The organism is Neisseria sp. HMSC073G10, assembly GCF_001812605.1.
Classification (GTDB): Bacteria; Pseudomonadota; Gammaproteobacteria; order Burkholderiales; family Neisseriaceae; genus Neisseria; species Neisseria subflava_A.
In genome coordinates this window covers 22,740-42,516 of sequence record NZ_KV809488.1, presented here as the reverse complement: position 1 = coordinate 42,516, position 19,777 = coordinate 22,740, and the positions used below count along the sequence as shown (strand labels likewise).

General features: G+C 50.4%; 20 protein-coding genes and 1 pseudogene. 7 read left to right on the top strand and 14 right to left on the bottom strand.

From position 1 onward, the window contains the following. The 5 genes and pseudogenes from HMPREF2865_RS00820 to HMPREF2865_RS00800 form a co-directional block, all read right to left on the bottom strand. Positions 1–439: pseudogene (locus HMPREF2865_RS00820) on the bottom strand (type I secretion system permease/ATPase); the annotation flags it as partial. 43 nt (positions 440–482) lie between these two features. After that, positions 483–1,712, bottom strand: a complete 1,230-nt coding sequence (locus HMPREF2865_RS00815) for a TolC family protein (RefSeq protein WP_070645181.1) — start codon at positions 1,710–1,712, stop codon at positions 483–485. Between the two features lie 303 nt (positions 1,713–2,015). Next, entirely contained in the window at positions 2,016–3,275 is a 1,260-nt protein-coding gene (locus tag HMPREF2865_RS00810) for an RsmB/NOP family class I SAM-dependent RNA methyltransferase (RefSeq protein WP_070644970.1), read from the bottom strand. Between the two features lie 35 nt (positions 3,276–3,310). Next, a complete protein-coding gene (locus HMPREF2865_RS00805; protein ID WP_070644967.1) occupies positions 3,311–4,180 on the bottom strand; it encodes a DUF1853 family protein in 870 nt (289 codons plus the stop codon). A 39-nt stretch (positions 4,181–4,219) separates the two neighbouring features. Next, positions 4,220–5,035: an RNA methyltransferase gene (locus HMPREF2865_RS00800; protein WP_070645178.1), complete on the bottom strand. Its 816-nt coding sequence runs from the start codon at positions 5,033–5,035 to the stop codon at positions 4,220–4,222. Positions 5,036–5,210: 175 nt separating this feature from the next. Between HMPREF2865_RS00800 and HMPREF2865_RS00795 the strand changes: the two genes are divergently transcribed. The 6 genes from HMPREF2865_RS00795 to HMPREF2865_RS00770 all read left to right on the top strand — a co-directional run bounded on the left by HMPREF2865_RS00795 (position 5,211) and on the right by HMPREF2865_RS00770 (position 9,911). After that, complete coding sequence (locus HMPREF2865_RS00795) at positions 5,211–5,996, top strand: inositol monophosphatase family protein (protein ID WP_070461469.1); 786 nt, start codon at positions 5,211–5,213, stop codon at positions 5,994–5,996. 263 nt (positions 5,997–6,259) lie between these two features. Then, positions 6,260–7,063 (top strand): glutamate 5-kinase, encoded by an 804-nt coding sequence (proB, locus tag HMPREF2865_RS00790; RefSeq protein ID WP_003683195.1) that lies wholly within the window; start codon positions 6,260–6,262, stop codon positions 7,061–7,063. A gap of 9 nt (positions 7,064–7,072) precedes the next feature. Further along, the gene (locus HMPREF2865_RS00785; protein WP_070644965.1) at positions 7,073–8,323 is read left to right on the top strand and encodes a glutamate-5-semialdehyde dehydrogenase; all 1,251 of its coding nucleotides are present in this window, start codon (positions 7,073–7,075) and stop codon (positions 8,321–8,323) included. Between the two features lie 86 nt (positions 8,324–8,409). Further along, on the top strand, positions 8,410–8,721 hold the full coding sequence (grxD, locus tag HMPREF2865_RS00780; RefSeq protein WP_003681608.1) for a Grx4 family monothiol glutaredoxin: 312 nt from the start codon (positions 8,410–8,412) through the stop codon (positions 8,719–8,721). A 148-nt stretch (positions 8,722–8,869) separates the two neighbouring features. Next, complete coding sequence (gene upp, locus HMPREF2865_RS00775) at positions 8,870–9,496, top strand: uracil phosphoribosyltransferase (protein WP_039864255.1); 627 nt, start codon at positions 8,870–8,872, stop codon at positions 9,494–9,496. 97 nt (positions 9,497–9,593) lie between these two features. Beyond that, positions 9,594–9,911 carry a DUF2322 family protein gene (locus HMPREF2865_RS00770; RefSeq protein WP_070633452.1) on the top strand — a complete coding sequence of 106 codons (318 nt, stop codon included), beginning with the start codon at positions 9,594–9,596 and terminating at the stop codon, positions 9,909–9,911. Positions 9,912–9,972: 61 nt separating this feature from the next. Here HMPREF2865_RS00770 and trxA read toward each other — a convergent pair whose 3' ends face one another. The 9 genes from trxA to HMPREF2865_RS00725 all read right to left on the bottom strand — a co-directional run bounded on the left by trxA (position 9,973) and on the right by HMPREF2865_RS00725 (position 18,221). After that, complete coding sequence (gene trxA / locus HMPREF2865_RS00765; RefSeq protein WP_003681479.1) at positions 9,973–10,305, bottom strand: thioredoxin TrxA; 333 nt, start codon at positions 10,303–10,305, stop codon at positions 9,973–9,975. 126 nt (positions 10,306–10,431) lie between these two features. Beyond that, on the bottom strand, positions 10,432–11,997 hold the full coding sequence (locus HMPREF2865_RS00760; RefSeq protein ID WP_070644963.1) for an ABC transporter ATP-binding protein: 1,566 nt from the start codon (positions 11,995–11,997) through the stop codon (positions 10,432–10,434). Between the two features lie 81 nt (positions 11,998–12,078). Continuing rightward, positions 12,079–13,632, bottom strand: a complete 1,554-nt coding sequence (locus HMPREF2865_RS00755; protein ID WP_070644961.1) for a fatty acid--CoA ligase — start codon at positions 13,630–13,632, stop codon at positions 12,079–12,081. 321 nt (positions 13,633–13,953) lie between these two features. Then, entirely contained in the window at positions 13,954–14,739 is a 786-nt protein-coding gene (locus HMPREF2865_RS00750) for a TatD family hydrolase (protein ID WP_070644958.1), read from the bottom strand. 8 nt (positions 14,740–14,747) lie between these two features. Then, positions 14,748–15,101, bottom strand: coding sequence for a PilZ domain-containing protein (locus HMPREF2865_RS00745; protein ID WP_003682949.1), 354 nt, complete (start codon positions 15,099–15,101; stop codon positions 14,748–14,750). Positions 15,102–15,111: 10 nt separating this feature from the next. Continuing rightward, positions 15,112–16,092: a DNA polymerase III subunit delta' gene (locus HMPREF2865_RS00740; RefSeq protein WP_070644955.1), complete on the bottom strand. Its 981-nt coding sequence runs from the start codon at positions 16,090–16,092 to the stop codon at positions 15,112–15,114. Between the two features lie 322 nt (positions 16,093–16,414). Next, the gene (locus tag HMPREF2865_RS00735) at positions 16,415–17,731 is read right to left on the bottom strand and encodes an MFS transporter (RefSeq protein WP_070644953.1); all 1,317 of its coding nucleotides are present in this window, start codon (positions 17,729–17,731) and stop codon (positions 16,415–16,417) included. Then, positions 17,728–17,916 (bottom strand): cbb3-type cytochrome oxidase assembly protein CcoS, encoded by a 189-nt coding sequence (ccoS, locus tag HMPREF2865_RS00730; RefSeq protein ID WP_003681462.1) that lies wholly within the window; start codon positions 17,914–17,916, stop codon positions 17,728–17,730. Before ccoS ends, HMPREF2865_RS00735 begins: the two co-directional genes overlap by 4 nt. Beyond that, the gene (locus HMPREF2865_RS00725) at positions 17,916–18,221 is read right to left on the bottom strand and encodes an HLGFF motif protein (protein ID WP_070644951.1); all 306 of its coding nucleotides are present in this window, start codon (positions 18,219–18,221) and stop codon (positions 17,916–17,918) included. The genes ccoS and HMPREF2865_RS00725 overlap by 1 nt, the downstream gene beginning before the upstream one ends. A gap of 235 nt (positions 18,222–18,456) precedes the next feature. Here HMPREF2865_RS00725 and HMPREF2865_RS00720 point away from each other — a divergent pair, with 235 nt between their 5' ends. Then, positions 18,457–19,653 (top strand): acetate kinase, encoded by a 1,197-nt coding sequence (locus HMPREF2865_RS00720; protein ID WP_070644948.1) that lies wholly within the window; start codon positions 18,457–18,459, stop codon positions 19,651–19,653. The last annotated feature ends 124 nt before the right edge of the window (positions 19,654–19,777 follow it).

Below are 19,777 nucleotides of genomic sequence, written 5' to 3'. Positions count from 1 at the left end.
TGACTTTCCAAAACCATGCTTTGGGCAAATGGTATTCAGGCAGCTCCGAGCGCATATCGGTAGCCATTTTGGGTTTGATAAACCAGCAGTAGCCCAAATACAGGCCGGAGAGCTGCTCGTGGCTGAGTTCTTGTTCCAAACCGTCGACTTGGCGGATATGGTATTTGCGCTCTTGGCCGGAACCTTCGATTTGGGTGATGACCGCGGCCTCTTCGTTGTGCAGGATAATCATGACCGGCACGGCGAGCGAGGGGATGTCTTCCAGATTGCGTTTGGATAAGGTGTTTTCAAAGCCGTGGCTGCGCAGGACTTCGACCAGCGAGTGATAGTTGACCTTGAGCTTTTTATCGCGCACGACTTCGGCGGACAAAGCGGCTTCGGATACGGGTGCACCCAAAAGGCGGGTCACTAAAACGATATGTTCAATGATGGCTTTCATATTTTTTCGCGTAATGTTTTTGGTTTAACCGGCGGATATGGCTTTATTTTTGCGCCAAACCGACCCAAGCGGAGATTTTGGCCTGGGTATTTAAATAGTCGAGCGCCGCATCGCGGAAATCGTTGCGTGCGGCAACGTAATCCTGTTCGATGGAGGATAACTCGCTGTATGCGCTCAAAACGTCGGTCAGCGTACGTCGGGCGATTTTAAACTGCAATTCGTACACTTTGATGACTTCTTTTTGGGCGGCGATGTGTTGCGCCGTCAGCGCGGTACGCTGTTCGCTTTCCTGCATATCGATGGCCGATGTTTGAACGCGTTCGTTCATGTCGCGCAGGATTTGTTCGGACTTGGCTTCTGCGGCAATCAATGATTTGGCATTGCGCTCTACATTGTGTCGTGCGGCAATATCCAGCACATTCCATGCAACGTTTAAATAAAGCTGTCTGGTGTTGCGCGTTGCACTGCCTTCCAAATTGAGGGCAGGCAGGCGTTCGGCTTTAGAGGCATCCAAATCGGCACGGACGCTGTCGCGCTCGGCCAATTGCGCCTGATAGGACGGATTGTTGTTGCGGTTGGGGTTGTTGTAGCGTTCGCTGATGGATTTCGCCGTGTCGTTTTTAAACGGATCTTCCAAATCGTTGGCAGTCAGCTGGCGCGAGGTATAGCGGGACAGGCGGCTCAGAGCCAAATCCATGGTGCGGCGTTGTTGGGCAATAATGTTGGCTACTTGCAGCTGGCGCGCGCGCGCTTCAATCAGTTCAAAGTTGCGACCGGCATCCTGTTTGACGATTGTGGTCAGGGTTTTTATGAGGGCGTTATGGCGCGCCAAAGTCTGTTCGTTGAGGATCAGGGTTTCTTTTGCACGCAATGCGCTCAGGTAGAGGCGGCCGATATCGCTGCCCAGCTGCTCTTGGCTTTCGGTGTATTTGTGTTGATAGTATTCTTCGCGGCTGCGGTCGCGGCGGACGGCGGCTTCAATTGCACCCCATGAGTAGATGTTTACGCTGCCGCGCACGCCGATACCGTCATCCATGTCGTTGCTGTTGTATTTATTGTGTTGCGCCAGCACTTTCGTGCCGGTCAGGGTAACGACAGGATAATGGCGCGCACGCGTGGCTTTGGTCGTGCTTTGCGCAGCTTCTTGAGTGGCTTTGGCTTCACGCACAATCGGATCGCTGATTAAAGCGTCCCTGAGGATGTCTTGCAGGCTGTATGCATAGGCCGTCTGAAACGGCAGCAGACAGCAGGCGACGGCAACGGCCGATGACAATAAACGGGGCTTTGTGGGGGAAGAATAAATATGCGACATGATTTTTAACCAAATGATTTATATATTATCGTTGTCCGTATCGGGTATCGCCTGAGGCATGACCGGGCGAATTTTGAACGAGAACACATACATTTACAAAGCATAGAGCATTTTTTCCAGCTTTTCACAATATTCTGATAAAAGGTCGAGATACATGCCTTAAAGTATATTATTGCAGAGCGCGACTATCGTTTCTAATGATTTTAATGTAAAAAATCTATCAAAAAGGCCGTCTGAAAGGATTTCAGACGGCCTTTTTCAACCTTAATCCTTACGTTGCAATACAGCGGCAAAGAAGCCGTCGGTTTGGTGTTCTCCAGAGTTGAGGCGCAGGTATTTTCCGGTATCCAAATCGATCTTCAGGCTTTGCAGCAGTTCGGCGCCGTTAACGAGTTCAAACTCGAGATGCTCGGACAGGAAACGTTCGACTTGCAGCTCGTTTTCTTCCGGCAACACGCTGCAGGTGGCGTAAACCAAACGGCCTTGCGGTTTTACCAGTTTGGAGGCGGCATCGAGGATGCTGTGTTGCTGTTCCAAAAGGTTGGCCACGGTCTCTGCGGATTGGCGGTATTTAAGGTCGGGATTGCGGCGTAAAGTACCCAAACCGGAGCAGGGCGCGTCCACCAACACACGGTCTGCTTTGCCTGTTAGTCGGGCGATACGGGTATCGTGTTCGCTGCTGATGCGTTCGGGGTGGATGTTGGTCAGTCCGGCGCGGGTCATGCGCGGTTTGAGGTTGGCAAGGCGTTTTTCGGCGATGTCGAAGGCGTAGATTCTGCCTTTATTGGCCATTTGCGCACCGACAGCCAAGGTTTTACCGCCGGCGCCGGCACAGAAATCGACAATGATTTCGCCGCGTTTTGCGCCCACCAATAAGGCAAGCAGCTGGCTGCCTTCGTCTTGGACTTCCAGCGTGCCGTCCAAAAACAGTTCGTGTTTGTTAAGCGCGATTTTGTTTTTCAGGCGGATGCCCCAAGGAGAATAAGGCGTTGCCTCCGCATCGGCACTTTCGGCTTGCAATAATGGCAGCACTTTATCTCGTTTGCCTTTCAAGGTATTGACGCGGATGTCGAGCGGGGCAGGTTGGTTGATGCTGCGGCCGAAGGCGAGGATTTCTTCTTTGCTCCAATGCTGTTGCAGTTGTTCCACCAGCCATTGCGGCAATTCTGCGGCCGTATTCAGGCCGTCTGAAAACTCAGTTTTACGGGCTTTCAAATTGCCGAGGAACGCTGTTTCTTCTTCATCAAGCAAGTCTTTGATTTGGCTGATGTTGGTGCTTCTGCCGAGAACCAGTGCGGCGAGTACGGCTTTGCGCGGCTGCGCGTGCGGACGGCGCAGGACAGTGCTGATTTTTTGATAGTGGCGCAGCGCGGCAAAGGCGGTTTCGGCGATTTCGTGGCGGTCTTGGCGGCCGAGCTTTTCGTGTTCGCGGAAATAGGCGGAAAGGACGGCATCGGAAGGCTGTTTGAAAGTCAGCATTTCAGCCAAAACTTTGGCGGTATGGTCAAGTTGTGCGGCGTTCATAATGTAATGGGTTCTCTTAAAGTTAGTAAATGGTTTCAGACGGCCTTCATGATGCGTTCGATTTCGTGCCAAAAGCCGTCCGGCCGTAATTCCAAAACGGCAATCAAGCCTTGGTCGATATGGCGGATTTCGGTTTCGTTTAATGTTTCGGTTTCGGCGACACGCGCAGGCGCGAGGTAGGCCATGCGGTCGAGCAGGTGGTAGCGGGCTTCTTGGCGTTCAAACCCGTATTCCGCCCAATCTTGAATATAGATGCCGCGCCAGCCGTATGGATTAAGTGGCGGCTCAAAAGCATGGAAACCTCGTGGAAAAAATCCAATGCCGCGCACGATGGAAGCAGGGAGCAGATTTTCCGGCAGACCTTGTGTAGTTAAGGTTGCTTTGCCTTGCGGCGTATGCAGCAGCTGGGATTGCTGTACAAGTTTGGCGGCTTTGTCCGTCAGCGTGTCTTTAGGATTGAGGCCGCGCAGGTTCTGCACTTGGTCTCCGCCGTAGTATTTACACGCCAGCTCGATATGGTAGGGCTGTTGGTTGAGGGAAACGACGAAATCCGCAGCGCCTAAGGTTTGGCCGTCTGAAAAAACGGGCAGATTGTATGCGTGCAGTTTGGCATGCGACGCGTTGGCAAACCAGAAAGCCAGCAGCTCTTCGGCATAAATGCCGAGACGGTGTCCGAATGGGGCGCGTTGGGCAAGGTAATCCGTTAGCGGCGCGGGATCGGCATCCAATGCCAAAAGGTAACGGAAACCGTGTTCCCCCAATAATTCGCGCACGCTTAATTCGCAACCGCTTTGCCACAAAGGCGGCGCAGTCAGCAGCGAGGCGAGGTCGCGGACGGGTTGGCTGGTGAGTTTCCACCATAATGCGTCTAGGGCGTAATTCATGCTTATCCGAATATCAGTCATGCCGTCTGAAAAGCTGGAAACGTTTTCAGACGGCCTTAATCAGTCTTTTTTATGGATACGGTGGCTGACGGTATTGAAAAAACCGCGCAGGATATCGATGTCTTCGGTTTGCGTGTTGGCGCGTCCGAACAGGCTCTGCATACGGCGCATCAGGCGTTCGCCGTTGCGGCGGTTGAAAAAGCCGATGTCGTTCATCACGCTTTCCATGTGGGCGACCATGCCTTTGATTTGTTCGTGGGTCGCGGCGTGGTCTTCCTGTTGCAGGTGGGTCATGGGCGAATCGGTTTGGCTGAAGATTTCGTAGCACACGACCTGAACGGCTTGGGCGAGGTTGAGTGAGAAATAGTCGGGATTGCCGTTGATGGTCATCAGTCGGTTGCAGGCTTGGACTTCTTCGATGCTCAAGCCGAAAGTCTCGTTGCCGAAAACCAGTGCCACTTTCTCGCCTCGGTTGGCGGCCTGCAGTAATTCGGGTACCAAATTGCGCGGCGTTTGCAGCGGGGCGGTGATTTCGCGGCGGCGGCTGGTCAAGGCGCAGGCGATGGTAGTGTCGGCAAGGGCTTCGTCCAAAGAGGCGGCAATGGTGGCATTTTCCAAAACGTCTGCCGCGCCGGAAGCGAGGATGAAACTTTCTTCCGGTAATTTAAACGATTGCGGATGCTCCGGATTAAATACGGGCGGATTTTCCGTCATCGGCGTTGCCATCAGATTGGGGGCAACGATGGTCAGTTTGTGCAGGCCCATTGTTTTCATGGCGCGCGCGGCGGAGCCGATATTGGCGGGATGGCTGGTGCGCGTGAGGATGATGCGGATGTTGTCCAGATAAACGGGCAGGGCAGGTTTTTCGGAAGTCATGTTTTGTTTTCTGTTTGTACGGGAATCAGGTATAATGCGCCATCTTTTTGTTTTCAGACGGCCTTTTTCCATGCCGTCTGAAATGTTCTTTAACAGCATCGGAAACGATTAACAGCCTCTTGTGTGCCATGTTCGGCGCATTAGGGCGTATTTTACCTGAATTAGAAAGAAAACCATGAATCCGTTTTTAAATACCGCTTTCAAAGCCGCCCGTAAAGCAGGGCAAATGATGATTCGCGCCGCCGGCAATCTGGATGCCGTCAAAGTAGACAGCAAAGCATTCAACGACTTCGTTTCCGATGTTGACCGCAGCTCCGAGATGATTTTGGTGGAGGCGCTTAAAGAAGCCTATCCGCATCACAAAATCACTTGCGAAGAAGGCGGCTCCCACGGTAAAGCCACCGCCGAGTACGAATGGATTATCGACCCGCTCGACGGCACAACCAACTTCCTCCACGGCCATCCTCAATACGCCATCTCTATGGCACTCCTGCACAAAGGCGTGTTGCAAGAAGCTTTGGTGTACGCACCTGAGCGCAACGACGTATACATGGCTTCCCGCGGCAAAGGCGCGTTGCTCAACGACCGCCGCATTCGCGTTTCCAACCGCATCGAATTGAACCGCTGCCTGATCGGTACCGGCTTCCCTGTTGTCGATCAAAGCATGATGGACAAATATCTGGCGATTTTGAAAGATTTCTTGGCAAAAACCGCCGGCGGCCGTCGTGAAGGCGCGGCTTCTTTGGATTTGTGTGCCGTTGCTGCCGGCCGTTTGGACGGTTTCTTCGAGTTCAACCTCAAACCTTGGGATATTGCCGCCGGTGCATTGATTGTCCAAGAAGCAGGCGGTATCGTTACCGATATGTCCGGTAATGAAGGCTGGTTGGAAAGCGGCGACATCGTTGCGGCCAATCCTAAAGTATTGGCGCAAATGCTGAAAATTATTTCTGAACACCAATAAGCGTTTGTAGGGAACGGCCTGTATTTTTCGTGGCAGGCCGGATTCTCAACAATCGGTAAAAGGCCGTCTGAAACCTGAAATAGGGTTTCAGACGGCCTTTTGTTTTGTTGTTAACGGATTCGGATAAGAGCTGAAAATACGGCTTTTAAAGGGAGCATTTTTAATTTTGTCTGTATTTTCTATTGCTTCGCAGTTATGATGTGGATTAGCTTGGCTGAAATAATGCCGCGTGCAATCATAAAAATAGAAAGCAGAGGAGAATAATGAAACGAGATTTTGAAGCAGTAAAACGCATTGTCATTAAGATCGGAACCAGTTCTTTGGTGTTGCCAAACGGCAAAATCAATTTGGCAAAAATCGACCAACTGGCCTTTGTCATTTCCAGTTTGGTCAGTAAGGGCAAAGAAATTGTGCTGGTGTCTTCCGGCGCGATGGGCTTCGGGCTGAATGTCCTCAACATGGAAAAACGTCCGGCGGAAATGGCGCAGCAACAGGCTGTTTCCAGCGTCGGCCAAGTGGCCATGATGAGCCTTTACTCGCAGATTTTTTCCCATTATCGGATGACTGTATCGCAAATCCTGCTGACGCGTGATGTGGTCGAATATCCGGAAAGTTTGGCAAACGTTACCAATGCTTTTGAATCCCTGCTTTCCATCGGCGTCATCCCTATTGTCAATGAGAACGACGCGGTCAGCGTGGACGAGATGGACCATGCGACCAAATTTGGCGATAACGACCGTTTGTCGGCAGTCGTGGCGAAAATCGTTAAAGCCGATTTGCTGATTATGTTGTCCGATATCGACGGTTTGTTTGATAAAAATCCGGCCGTTCACGCCGATGCCAAGCTGCGCAGCCATGTTGCAGATATTACCGAAGAAATTATTGCTTCTGCCGGCGGCTCGGGCAGTAAGTTTGGTACGGGCGGCATGCTCAGTAAGATTAAGAGCGCGCAGATGATGTTTGAACATCACGGCCAGATGGTGTTGATGAACAGCGCTAATCCGCGCGATATTCTTCAGGTTTTAGATGGCGCGCCTATCGGAACTTGGTTTGCACAAGAGAAATAGGGAGGTTTGATGAGCTATATCGAACAGTTGGGCAAGAATGCCCAAAAAGCCAGTAAAACGTTAATCAGCTTGGGAAGCGTAGAAAAAAACAATCTGCTGCGTCAGGTCGCAACGGCGTTGGTTGAACAGGCTGAGATAATTTTGGCGGAAAATGCCCGCGATTTGGCCGCTGCAAAAGAAAACGGCATTTCGGACATTATGCTCGACAGGCTGCGCTTGAATCATGAACGCATCAAAGGCATTGCGGAAGGCGTTGGGCAGGTTGCCGATTTACAGGACCCGATTGGGCAGGTTGTCCGCGGCTATACCAATCTGGACGGTTTGAAAATTATTCAAAAACGCGTGCCTTTGGGCGTGGTTGCCATGATTTTTGAAAGCCGCCCGAATGTTTCGGTCGATGCGTTCTCTCTGGCCTTTAAAACCGGCAATGCCATTATTTTGCGCGGCGGTCGCGATGCCATCCATTCCAATACCGCATTGATTGCCGTCATCAGGCAGACTTTGGTAAAAGCGGGGATGGATGCCGATGTGGTGCAGCTGGTCGAAGATACCAGTCATGCTGCTGCCGAGGAATTGATGCAGGCAGTCGATTATATTGATGTACTGATTCCGCGCGGCGGCGCGCGCTTGATTCAGACGGTGAAAGAGAAATCGAAAGTTCCCGTCATTGAAACCGGGGTCGGTAATTGCCATATTTATGTGGACGACAGTGCCGATTTGGAGATGGCGGTCGATATCGTCGTGAACGCGAAAACGCAGCGTCCGAGCGTGTGCAATACCGCGGAGTCTTTGGTTGTCCACGAAAAGATAGCGGAAGCGTTTTTGCCCAAACTGGAAGAAGCCGTTGCCAAAGTACATCCGGTCGAATTTAGAGCCGATCAGGAAGCATTACGTATGTTTAAAAATGCTATCTTGGCAACCGAGGAAGATTACAGCACCGAGTTTCTTGACTATATTATGTCGGTCAAAATAGTGAAAACAGTGGAAGAAGCCGTCGATTGGATTAACGGCCATACGACGCATCACTCGGAAGCGATTGTGACCCAAAGCATTGCCCATGCCGAGTTTTTCCAAGAAAGCATTGATGCGGCGGCGGTTTATGTCAATGCGTCCACTCGGTTCACCGACGGCTTTGTTTTCGGATTGGGCGCGGAAATCGGGATTTCCACCCAAAAAATGCACGCCCGCGGCCCGATGGGTTTGGAAGCGTTGACTTCGACCAAGTTCTACATCAACGGCAACGGTCAGATCCGACGTTGATAAATGCCCCTCAACTTCATCAATTTGCGTATAATGGCGGGAAATTTGATTTTCCCCGAACAACCGATTTAGTAAAAGGAACACACATGTCCTCTATCCACGATCAAATCAAAGAAGTCGTAACCACCCACCGCGTCGTATTGTTCATGAAAGGTACGAAGCAGTTCCCACAATGCGGTTTCTCTTCCCGTGCCGTACAAATCCTGAATGCGGCAGGTTGCACCGACTATGTGACTGTCAACGTATTGGAAAACGATGCCGTACGCCAAGGCATTAAAGAATACAGCGACTGGCCGACTATTCCTCAACTGTACGTCAACGGCGAATTTGTCGGCGGTTCTGACATTTTGATGGAAATGTACGAAGCCGGCGAACTGCAAGAATTGCTGAAAGCTTAATTATCCACAATATTCCGTAATGTAAAATTGTTGACAAAGGCCGTCTGAAACCCTGATTCAGACGGCCTTTCGCACGAAACATACCCTTTCCGCTATTCGTGAAAAAAAGTATAATTCACTCCGTCAACGAAACTCGGAAATACAGAAAATGAACGTTACCGTCATCAATCATCCCCTCGTCCGCCATAAACTGACTTTGATGCGCGAGGCAGAATGCAGCACCTACAAATTCCGCACGCTCACTACCGAGCTGGCACGCCTGATGGCATACGAAGCCAGCCGCGACTTCGAAACCGAAAAATACATCATCGACGGTTGGTGTGGCTCTATCGAAGGCGACCGTATCAAAGGCAAAACCTTGACCGTTGTCCCTATTTTGCGAGCCGGTTTGGGCATGCTCGACGGTGTACTCGACCTGATTCCTACCGCTAAAATCAGCGTTGTCGGCTTGCAGCGCGATGAAGAAACGCTGAAACCGGTTTCTTACTTTGAGAAATTCGTTGACAGCATGGCCGAGCGTCCTGCCCTGATTATCGACCCGATGTTGGCGACCGGCGGCTCTATGGTTGCGACCATCGACTTGCTGAAAGCCAAAGGTTGCAGCAATATCAAAGCATTGGTATTGGTTGCCGCTCCGGAAGGCGTGAAAGCCGTCAATGATGCGCATCCTGATGTAACCATCTACACTGCCGCACTCGACAGCCACTTGAATGAACACGGCTACATCATCCCAGGCTTGGGCGATGCCGGCGATAAGATTTTCGGTACACGTTAATTGAAATGTTTAAGGCCGTCTGAAAAGTGTCAAACCTAAACTTTCAGACGGCCTTGTTATATGGTTTGCTTTAAAACCCACATCAGAAAGGACAATCATGAGCTTCCAAGATAATCTGGCCACCATGCCTGCCATCGATCATTTGAGCGGCTTGGATATTCTCGATAAAGAGGGCAATGTGGTTCATCACATTCCCAATGCACCCGGCAAACAAGGCTCGCTCAAGCTTTACCATGCTTTGGCGCAAGAGTTTGACGGCAAGTTGGACGCAGCGGCGGCAGAACGCGGCTTGGCATGGTTTGCCGAGCATGTTGCCGATGCCGAAGCCAATCCGGGCAAACATCCGAATATTGATTTGCTGTTTAAAGTGAAAGCTGAAAATATCAGCCTGACTTTGAAACCATTGGCTGCTTAATGAATACAAAAAAGGCCGTCTGAAAACAATTTTCAGACGGCCTTTTTATATACTTAAAGCCTTAAGCGATAGAAGCTTCAACGAATGCAGTCAGTTGACCTTTAGCCAATGCGCCGACTTTAGTGGCAACGTTTTCGCCGTTTTTGAACACCATCAGGGTAGGGATGCCGCGAACGCCAAATTTGGCAGGAGTGGCTTCATTGTCGTCGATGTTGATTTTAACGACTTTCAGACGGCCTTGGAATTCGGATGCGATGTCGTCCAAGATTGGGGCAATCATTTTGCAAGGGCCGCACCATGGTGCCCAAAAGTCCAGCAATACAGGTACGTCGGATTTCAAAACGTCTTGTTCGAAGCTGGCATCGCTGGCGTGGATAATCAATTCGCTGCTCATGTTTGTTTCCTTTTAAATGGGGATCGATAAATATGTTGTTCAGAATAGTGGCAGACAGGGAAAATTTCAAGTGCCGCCACCCGGTAATAGTTTTTTTGAAATGCGTCTATCGTAATCTTTAAAGATTCAGACGGCCTCTTGAACCATGTGGCCGGAGTGGGCAATCAAATGGCGTGTGTAGTCGCTGCTTGGATTGGCAAACACGTTTTCACATTCGCCTTCTTCAACGATTTTGCCGTCTTTCAACACCATCACGCGGTGGGAAATGGCGCGGATCACGGCGAGGTCGTGGCTGATGATGATGAAGGCGAGGCCGTATTCTTTTTGCAGGCCGCTGAGCAATTCAAGGATTTGTTGTTGCCATTGGACATCAAGCGCGCTGGTTGGTTCATCTAATACGAGGATTTTCGGACGGACAATGATGGCGCGGGCGATGGCGAGGCGTTGGCGCTGGCCGCCGGAGAATGCGTGCGGATAGCGTTCGAGTGCGTCTTCGGGCAGACCGACTTGTTTGAGGACTTCCTCGACGCGGCGGCGCATTTCTTCGCGCGGCATTTCAGGTTCGTGTACGCGTAAGGCCTCTGAAACGGTATCGAAGACGTTCATGCGCGGATTGAATGCGCCGAACGGGTCTTGGAACACCATTTGGATTTCGCGTCTCAATTCGCGTTTCCATGGCTCGCCGTTGACAATCAGGCTGCCTTCGGAATCGATAAGGTGCATAACGGCTTTCGCCAGCGTGGTTTTGCCGCAACCGCTTTCGCCAATGATGCCCAATGTCTCCCCCGATTTGAGATCGAAAGAAATGGGGTTGAGAATGGTTTTATCGCGTTTTTTAAACCAGCCGTCTGATTCTTTGATGGAAAAGGCGATTTGTTCGGCCTTGAGTACGGTGGCTGGGTTTGCAGGTAAAGGAGCCACTTTGCGCATTGTGCCAGCGTTGAGCAGCATTTTGGTGTATTCGTGCTGCGGATTGGCGAAGACTTCGTTTGCTTTGCCGGTTTCGAGAATACGGCCGTTACGCATAACGGCGACATCATCGGCAAAACGGCGTACAAGGTTCAAGTCGTGCGTAATGTAGAGCATGGTCATGCCGTGGTCTTCCTGCAGGCGTGAGAGCAGGTCGAGAATTTGGGCTTGAACGGCAACGTCCAAAGCAGTGGTCGGTTCGTCGGCAATCAGGAGCTTAGGCTGGGCTGATACGGCCATGGCAATCATGGCGCGTTGGCGTTGGCCGCCGGAAAGTTGGAAAGGGTAGGCTTGGGCTTTTTGATCGGGCTGGTGGATGCCGGTTTCGTCCAGGAGTTCGATAGCGCGCGCCCATGCCTGTTTTTTATCCAAACCCAAATGCAGGGACAGGACTTCGGCGATTTGTTCGCCGACACGCATGACGGGGTTGAGGGCGGTCATGGGTTCTTGAAACACCATGCCGATTTCGCGGCCGCGCAGTTTTTGCAGGGCGCGTTCGGGCTGGGTCAGCAGATTGGTTCCGCAATATTTCAGACTGCCTTCAAAGGTAACCATCGGATTGAGGCGCATAATGCCTTGCGACAATACGGTTTTGCCGCTGCCGCTCTCGCCGACCAATGCCAGTTTGCGGCCAGGTTGCAGGGTAAGGTTGATATCGTGCAAAACTTGTTTGCTCGGAAAGGAGCCGTTTAGGTTTTCGATTTCGAGTATAGGTGTAGTCATGGTCGTGGCCGTCTGAAAAGTTTGTTGATGACAGGTTTTCAGACGGCCTGCATGAATCAAGAGGCCGTCTGAAACAGCGGTTTAGTCTTGAAACTGTTCTTTGAGTTTGCGTTTTAACACTTTGCCTGTGGCATTGCGCGGCAGCTCGTCTTGGAAGATGATTTGTTTGGGGATTTTAAAGTTTGCCAACAGGCCGCGCAGGTGGCTGCGGACTTCGGCTTCTTCCAGTTTCATGCCTTCTTTGAGTTGGATAAAGGCAATGATTTCTTCATCGGCGTATTGGTCTTTCACGCCGATTACGGCGGCGGCTTCCACGGCTTCAAGCTTGTAGATGGCTTCTTCGATTTCGCGCGGATAGACGTTTTGGCCTTTGGAGATAATCAGGTCTTTTTTGCGGTCGACGATGAAGATGAAGCCGTCTTCGTCTATGGTAACGAAGTCGCCGGTTTTCAGCCAACCGTTGACGATGGTTTCATCTGTGGCGTCAGGCATATTGAGGTAGCCTTGCATGACCGAGCCGCCTTTGATGATGAGTTCGCCCACTTCGCCGCGCGGCACTTCGATTAATTCGTCATCGACGGCTTTTACGGTCAGGCCGGGCAGGGCGACGCCGACGCTGGCAGTTTTTTGGCGCTCAGGCGTATTGACGGCCACGACGGGTGAGCATTCGCTCAAGCCGTAGCCTTCCAGCAATTTGGCACGTGGGAATTTGGCTTTGAAATCGTCAATGGTTTGTCCGGCCAAAGGTGCGCCGCCGCTGATAAACAGGCGGACTCGGTTAAACCATCTGAAATACCAAGGGATTTTGGCTTTACTCATGGCGGTGTAAATAGCCGGTACGCCGAGGAAAATGGTAGCGCGTTTGAGCAAAACCTGTTTCAACACGTTGGAGAACGGGAAGACGGATTTGACCAAAATAATCGAGCAGGCTTGAGATATCGGCAGTAAAACCATGGCGGTCAGCGTAAAGCTGTGGAACATGGGCAAGAAGACGACGAAGCGGTCTTTTTGCGAAATTTGGAAAATTTGTTCGATGCCCGAAAGATTGGAAAACAGGTTGCTGTAACTGATTAATGCGCCTTTGGGGTGGCCGGTTGTGCCGGAGGTGTAGATAATGTGCGCCAAATCGTTGACGGACGGCTGACGGCTCAGATTCGGCTTGCCGGGGAATGTACGCGCGGCATCGAAATAGCTGTCATCGCCACTGGCGGCGTTGGTTTCACCAATCCAGATGATTTTATTGACTTTGGTTTTGGTTTTGATGTTTTTGAGTTCTTTGGCCAACGGCGCGGATGCGAACATAAAGCGTGCGCCGCAGTCATTGAGGATGTAGGAAAATTCTTCGCTTTTCAAAAAGACGTTGAGTGGGACGGCTACCGCGCCGATAGAGGTAATGGCGAAATAGGCGGCAATAAATTCGGGAGAGTTGGAAACGACAAGGGCAACCCTGTCGCCATATTGTACGCCTTGGTGTTGCAGATAGGCGGCGACGGTTTCTACTTCGCGTTTGAGGGAGGAATAGCTGATTTTTTCTTTGTCGTTGAAAATGACTGTGCCTTTACCGTTTTTTTGGCAGGCTGCAGTCAGCATAGCGTAAAAATTAGGGTGGGTGTGCATTTCGGAGTTTGTGTCCATATTGTGTCGATTGATGTACGGTTTCGATGAACCGTTTATTTCGAAGGATAGGTTTTACATCCTATCGGTAAAATAAGCAAGAGGCCGTCTGAAAATACTTTCAGACGGCCTTGAGCTTTGCTGGGCTTAGGAAAGCAATATTTTGAATTTAAACTTATTTATTGTGTTGATGGGAATATTCCCATTCTTCAAAAGTTTGCCGTTCTGAAGATAGCGCAAGCCGATTGCGTTTCTGTCTCAAGCCATTTCGAGTTTACCGTTGAGTTTGAGGCAGAATCCTGATGACGGGTTGGCAGAGCCAATGTTTAGAGACTTTGAGACCTAGCCATTGTTCAGACGGCCATCGGGTACTTTCTTAAACAGGCGATAGAAATTGTCGCTGGTGTTTTGTGCCAATGTTTCCAAGCTCTCGCCGCGCAGATTGGCTAAGAACTCAGCCGTATAGCGGACGTAGGACGGCTCGTTTTGTTTGCCGCGCTTGGGAACCGGCGCGAGGAAGGGCGCATCGGTTTCTACCAAGATTCTATCGGCAGGGACGTATTTGGCGGCTTCCTGTATCAGCGGTGCATTTTTAAACGTTACAATGCCGGAGAAGGAGATATACATGCCCAAATCCAAAGCGGCTTTGGCAAAGGCGACGTCTTCAGAGAAGCAGTGAATCACGCCGGAGTTGGTGTGGCACTCTTTCAAAATCCGCAATGTGTCTTCGGCTGCATCGCGTGTGTGGACGATAACGGGTAGGCCGCTTTCGTTGGCGGCTTGGATATGGTCGGTAAAGCGTTGATGTTGCCATGACAAATCGCCTTTGCACCAGTAATAGTCCAAACCGGTTTCGCCGATACCGACGATTTTGGGATGTTTGGCCGCTTCTACCATTTCGGCAATGGTAAATTCTTCTGCTTCTTGGCTGTCGGGATGTATGCCGATGGTGCAGTAGATGTGGTCGTTTGCCTGAGCAATGTCGAAGACTTCGGCAAAACTTTGTTTGCTGACGCTGATGGCAAGCGCCTGTTTGACGCTTTGCGCTTCCATGTTGGCAAAGACTTCGGGCAGGCGGTCTTTTAAGCCGTCAAAGTTGAGATGGCAATGTGAATCGATTAAATACATGGTATTTATTACAGGGTAAAAGTAGTGCGGTCGCTGCGCAGACGCGGGCCAAGCTCGGCTTCGATCAGGTTTTTTGCCTGCAGGCAGCTTTCGTGTTCGGAGAATGCAAGTCCTACGCCTTTGGGACGGTGGGCTGAAGTGCGCGCCGGATTGATCCAAACGACTTTGGTTGGCAGGAAGCGTTTGGGATAGTCGGCGATTTCGACGGCCAAGAGGATGTCTTCGCCTAGTGAGAATACGTCATCGGTCGGTACGAACAGGCCGCCGTGTTCTAAAAACGGCATATAGCAGTTGTACAACAAATTGGGGTCTTTGAGTTGCAAAGCCAACATCTTCGCCGGAATGTCTTTTTTATTCATCATTGATTACCTGTTAGGGTTTGTTTTGCCAAAAATCCAAATATTCGATAAGCAGATACTCAAGCTGCATTTTAACACTCAAGGTATGATATCCGTAAGGGTTGAGCGCGTTCAGACGGCCCAATAGGGCAAACAGCTTGCGTGAATCGGTTTTAGAGGCTGTCTGAAGCAGGGCTTGGGCATGGTGCGGATAATAAAGCGGCGCCATGTTTTGTTGTGCCAAGCCGACATCCATCAGCCACTTTTGCAGCCAGTCGATGAAAACGGCCAGCGGTTGTTTTTGTTTGTCGAACGCGGCGGCGTAGTCGAGTATGGCCAACAGGCGCGGGGCAGCCAGCAGCGTCAGCAACTCTTCGCGTAATGCGTCCAATTCTGGAGTCGGCGTGAATAAAGGTGCGCCGCTGTGGAATGCCAACATGGCTTCGGCATTTTCCACGCCCTGTTGGCGCAGGTATGCCGCAGCCTGCTCATGGGTAGGCGAGGGCAGCACCATCTGGCGGCAACGGCTTTTGATGGTGGGCAGGAGTTTGTCGCGTGCATGGGTAACGAGCAGGAAAACGACGTGTTGCGGCGGCTCTTCCAGAGCTTTCAACAAACCGTTTGCCGCCTGTGTGTTCATGCTTTCCGCCGGATGCACCAATACCACGCGCAGGCCGCCACGGACAGCAGTCAGGTAAATGTTTTCCACAATATCGCGCACGGCATCGATTTTGATTTGCAGGAGTTTGCGTCCTGTTGCCTCGCCTTCGGGAATTTCCGGCGTGAGTTCATAAAAGTCGGGATGGGTATTTTGGCTGAATAAATGACACGAAGCACACTCGCCGCAGGGTTCATGACCGGACTTGGGCGATTCGCACAGCAATGCCTGCGCGACAAAGCGGGCAAACTCGGTTTTGCCGGTATTTTCTTTGCCGGTAAACAGCCAAGCGTTGGGACGGTTTTGCCAATGGGCGGCGAGCTGTTGCCATTGGGTTTCATGCCATGGGTAAATCATATCGTTTGGGAACTATAAGGTAGGTGGTTATTATACTCTCAGGCCGTCTGAAAAAGGTTTCAGACGGCCTTTAATAAACTGCCTAAAAATTAATCAATTATCGTCTTTCTTTGAAATATCAATTATTAAGCTTACTTATTCACAGCCTTTGCACACGCTTGTTTGGGGAAAATGTGCATTTTGTTTGGCGGTAAAGTTGTGCTTAAAATTTAGGCAGATGTGTTTTTTAATTTTAAATCAGACAGTAATCTGATTTATGCACAAGCTGTCCACGCGATTGAACAGTGAAAATGTGCATGGTGGGGATACATTTCAGACGGCCTTATTTGCTGATTTTCAACAAAGCGGTCAAATCCCCGATAAATTTCGGTTCCCGTTTGATGAGGTAAACAATCAACGGAATATTACCTACGGCAACAATCAAATACAGCAGCGTGATGCTGTTGAACAACATCAGCAAAACCGCGCTCAAAATGGCAGCCGACACCATAAACACGCCGTTGATGATGTTGTTGGCGGCAACAGCATGGGCGCGGAAGGTTTCGCTGCTGGCAGTTTGCAGCCAAGTGTAGAGCGGTACGGAGAAGAAACCGCCGAAAAAGCCGATGGCCGACATCACGAGCATAATCGGATACGCTTGGGCTTGCGATAAAAACCAAATAATGCCGTTTAATTCGGTAAAGCGTTGGCCTTGGGTCAGCCACACCAGCAATAATCCACAGACCGTCAGCCCCAGAGTGCCGATGGTAACCAAGCCCAAAATCAGGCGCTCGTGGCTGAGTTTGGCGCATAACACCGAGCCGATGGCGATGCCGATGGAGAACAGCGCCAACATCAGGTTGAACACATTATCGTTGCCGCCCAAATGGATTTGCGTGAACGTCGGCAGTTGGGTGGTATAAACCGAGCCGACAAACCAAAACCATGAAATACCGATGATGGAAGTAAATACGGGGCGATCGGCTGCCGCTTCACGAATCAGCGAATTCGTGCCTTTGATGATGTTCCATTCGATTTTTGTGTCCGGCATTTTAGCGGGTACAGACGGCATAAACAGGCTGGTCATCGTGCCGCCGACGGCGACCAATAACACCAAACCGCCAACAATATACGGAGGAATGCCTGCGACTGCGGTGCCCAAAATTTGACCGAGCAAGATGGCGATAAACGTACCCGATTCAATCAGGCTGTTGCCCATAATCAGCTCTTTGTCGTTGAGGTAATCGGGCAAAATGGCATATTTCAGAGGGCCGAACAAGGTCGATTGCGTACCCATGCAAAACAGGCAGATTAAAAGCAAAGGCGCGGATTGGATGTAGAAGCTATACGCCGCCACTGCCATGATGATGATTTCCAACAGCTTGATCCAGCGTGCTAAAACTGCTTTATCGAATTTGTTGCTCAGCTGTCCTGACAGCGCGGAAAACAGGAAGTAGGGCAGAATAAACAGCATCGCACCCAAATTCAGCATTTGGCTGGGCGGCAGAAAGTCGTTTTTACCCAAACCGTAAAAACTGATCATCACGAATAATGCGGTTTTGAACATATTATCGTTCAACGCGCCCAAAAACTGCGTCCCAAAGAGCGGCGCAAAACGGCGGGTCGTGTGGAAATTCAGATTGTCTTTTTTAAGGCTCATTGTTTGGATTCTTTGTCTTCGTCTTTTTCGATCAGTTTTTCAGTGGAGTCATCGTCCATCAAAATGCGGTGCGCAGGTCCTTCAAGGTCGTCAAACTGTCCGTTTTTACCCGACCACCAGAAAAACCAACCAATGATAAAGGCCAAAATAATGCTGATGGGGACAAGGATAAACATACTTTCCATTACATCGCTCCGGTCAAATCGGTCAGGATAAAGGTTTTACCGCTGATGGTCAGGTATTCGTTGCGCAACGCACCAATATTTTTATCATCAAAAAACAATTCGATACGGTCTTTAACCACGCGCCAGTATTGTGGGATATCGGTTTGCTCAAAAGGCGACAATACCGCCGCTTCGGCTGCATCTTCGTTTTGCAGCTTGATTACAAAGCGTCCGCTTTGCGGCGGATTTTGCGATTCATCATCTGCTAACATAATAAAAAATCCGGCGTGTTCGCCGTCTTGAGTATGGATACTGAAATAATGCATATCGGGAAATCTTCAAAAACGCCGTCATTTTTTCATACGGCCTAAAATAAAATTCCGTCCATTTTACATCAAATATTAAGTCAAGCAGCCGATTACATTTTTTGTTAGAATACGACGTTTACTTTGTTAATCTGTTCAGACCGCTACCCACTACGTCCCACAAGGGGTGCAACATAGCCGGAGCAGCAGTCAGGCCCCGACAAAAAATGCCGTCTGAAACCTCAAGGAGCATAAAATGACACAAAAATTAATCTTGGTTTTGAACTGCGGCAGCTCTTCTCTCAAAGGTGCCGTATTGGACAATGACAGCGGCGAAGTATTGCTGAGCTGCTTGGCAGAAAAACTCAATCTGCCTGATGCCTACATTACCTTCAAATTCAACGGCGAAAAACATAAAGTTGAATTGACTGCCAAGCCAGACCATACCGGCGCGGTAGAAGCCCTGATGGACGAACTCAAAGCCCACGGCCTCGACACCCGTATCGGTGCGATCGGCCACCGCGTGGTAAGTGGCGGCGAATTGTACAGCGAATCCATTTTGGTTACTGACGAAGTTATCGACGGTATCGAAAAATGTATTCCACTTGCTCCTCTGCACAACCCGGCACACCTTTTGGGTCTGCGTGCTGCACAAAGCATCTTCAAAGGCCTGCCGAACGTTGTCGTATTCGACACCGCATTCCATCAAACCATGCCTGAACACGCTTACAAATATGCTGTTCCACATGAGTTGTATGAAAAATACGGCTTGCGCCGCTACGGTGCGCACGGTACCAGCTACCGCTTCGTTTCTGACGAAACTGCACGCTTCCTCGGCAAAGACAAAAAAGACCTGCGCATGGTGATTGCCCACTTGGGTAACGGCGCATCTATTACCGCCGTCGCCAACGGCGAATCACGCGATACCAGCATGGGTCTGACTCCGCTGGAAGGTTTGGTTATGGGTACCCGCAGCGGCGATATCGACCCTTCAGTTTTCAGCTTCTTGGCTGAAAATGCCAACATGACCATCGCCCAAATCACCGACATGCTGAACAAAAAATCAGGTCTGCTCGGTATTTCAGGTTTGTCCAATGACTGCCGTACTATCGAAGAAGAAGCTGCAAAAGGTCATCCAGGCGCCAAACTGGCTTTGGAAATGTTCATCTACCGCTTGGCTAAATACATCGGCAGCATGACAGTCGCGGCAGGCGGTTTGGACGCATTGGTCTTCACCGGCGGTATCGGTGAAAACTCCGACATCATCCGCGAACGTGTATTGGGCTACTTGGGTTTCCTCGGTCTGTACATTGACCAAGAAGCCAACCTGAAAGCCCGCTTCGGCAATGCCGGTGTGATTACCACTGCCGACAGCAAAGCTGTTGCCGTTGTGATTCCTACCAATGAAGAATTGATGATTGCACACGATACAGCCCGTCTTAGCGGCCTGTAATCCGTCATTATTGAAAACCTGCCCGCAAGGGTAGGTTTTTTGTTGTGTATAGATGAAAAAAATTTTGAGAATATATTGAAAAAAGCCGGCAAACATTGTGTTTGTCGGCTTTTTAATCAGTGCA

Excerpts from the sequence above, each read along its gene's own strand:
- HMPREF2865_RS00795 (WP_070461469.1), top strand. The coding sequence starts at position 5,211 with ATGAATCCGTTTTTAAATACCGCTTTCAAAGCCGCCCGTAAAGCAGGG.
- trxA (WP_003681479.1), bottom strand. The coding sequence starts at position 10,305 with ATGAGCAGCGAATTGATTATCCACGCCAGCGATGCCAGCTTCGAACAA.
- HMPREF2865_RS00800 (WP_070645178.1), bottom strand. The coding sequence starts at position 5,035 with ATGACTTCCGAAAAACCTGCCCTGCCCGTTTATCTGGACAACATCCGC.
- upp (WP_039864255.1), top strand. The coding sequence starts at position 8,870 with ATGAACGTTACCGTCATCAATCATCCCCTCGTCCGCCATAAACTGACT.
- HMPREF2865_RS00750 (WP_070644958.1), bottom strand. The coding sequence starts at position 14,739 with ATGTATTTAATCGATTCACATTGCCATCTCAACTTTGACGGCTTAAAA.
- HMPREF2865_RS00810 (WP_070644970.1), bottom strand. The coding sequence starts at position 3,275 with ATGAACGCCGCACAACTTGACCATACCGCCAAAGTTTTGGCTGAAATG.
- HMPREF2865_RS00720 (WP_070644948.1), top strand. The coding sequence starts at position 18,457 with ATGACACAAAAATTAATCTTGGTTTTGAACTGCGGCAGCTCTTCTCTC.
- HMPREF2865_RS00770 (WP_070633452.1), top strand. The coding sequence starts at position 9,594 with ATGAGCTTCCAAGATAATCTGGCCACCATGCCTGCCATCGATCATTTG.
- HMPREF2865_RS00735 (WP_070644953.1), bottom strand. The coding sequence starts at position 17,731 with ATGAGCCTTAAAAAAGACAATCTGAATTTCCACACGACCCGCCGTTTT.
- proB (WP_003683195.1), top strand. The coding sequence starts at position 6,260 with ATGAAACGAGATTTTGAAGCAGTAAAACGCATTGTCATTAAGATCGGA.
- HMPREF2865_RS00760 (WP_070644963.1), bottom strand. The coding sequence starts at position 11,997 with ATGACTACACCTATACTCGAAATCGAAAACCTAAACGGCTCCTTTCCG.
- HMPREF2865_RS00745 (WP_003682949.1), bottom strand. The coding sequence starts at position 15,101 with ATGATGAATAAAAAAGACATTCCGGCGAAGATGTTGGCTTTGCAACTC.
- HMPREF2865_RS00725 (WP_070644951.1), bottom strand. The coding sequence starts at position 18,221 with ATGCATTATTTCAGTATCCATACTCAAGACGGCGAACACGCCGGATTT.
- HMPREF2865_RS00785 (WP_070644965.1), top strand. The coding sequence starts at position 7,073 with ATGAGCTATATCGAACAGTTGGGCAAGAATGCCCAAAAAGCCAGTAAA.
- ccoS (WP_003681462.1), bottom strand. The coding sequence starts at position 17,916 with ATGGAAAGTATGTTTATCCTTGTCCCCATCAGCATTATTTTGGCCTTT.
- grxD (WP_003681608.1), top strand. The coding sequence starts at position 8,410 with ATGTCCTCTATCCACGATCAAATCAAAGAAGTCGTAACCACCCACCGC.
- HMPREF2865_RS00755 (WP_070644961.1), bottom strand. The coding sequence starts at position 13,632 with ATGGACACAAACTCCGAAATGCACACCCACCCTAATTTTTACGCTATG.
- HMPREF2865_RS00805 (WP_070644967.1), bottom strand. The coding sequence starts at position 4,180 with ATGACTGATATTCGGATAAGCATGAATTACGCCCTAGACGCATTATGG.
- HMPREF2865_RS00740 (WP_070644955.1), bottom strand. The coding sequence starts at position 16,092 with ATGATTTACCCATGGCATGAAACCCAATGGCAACAGCTCGCCGCCCAT.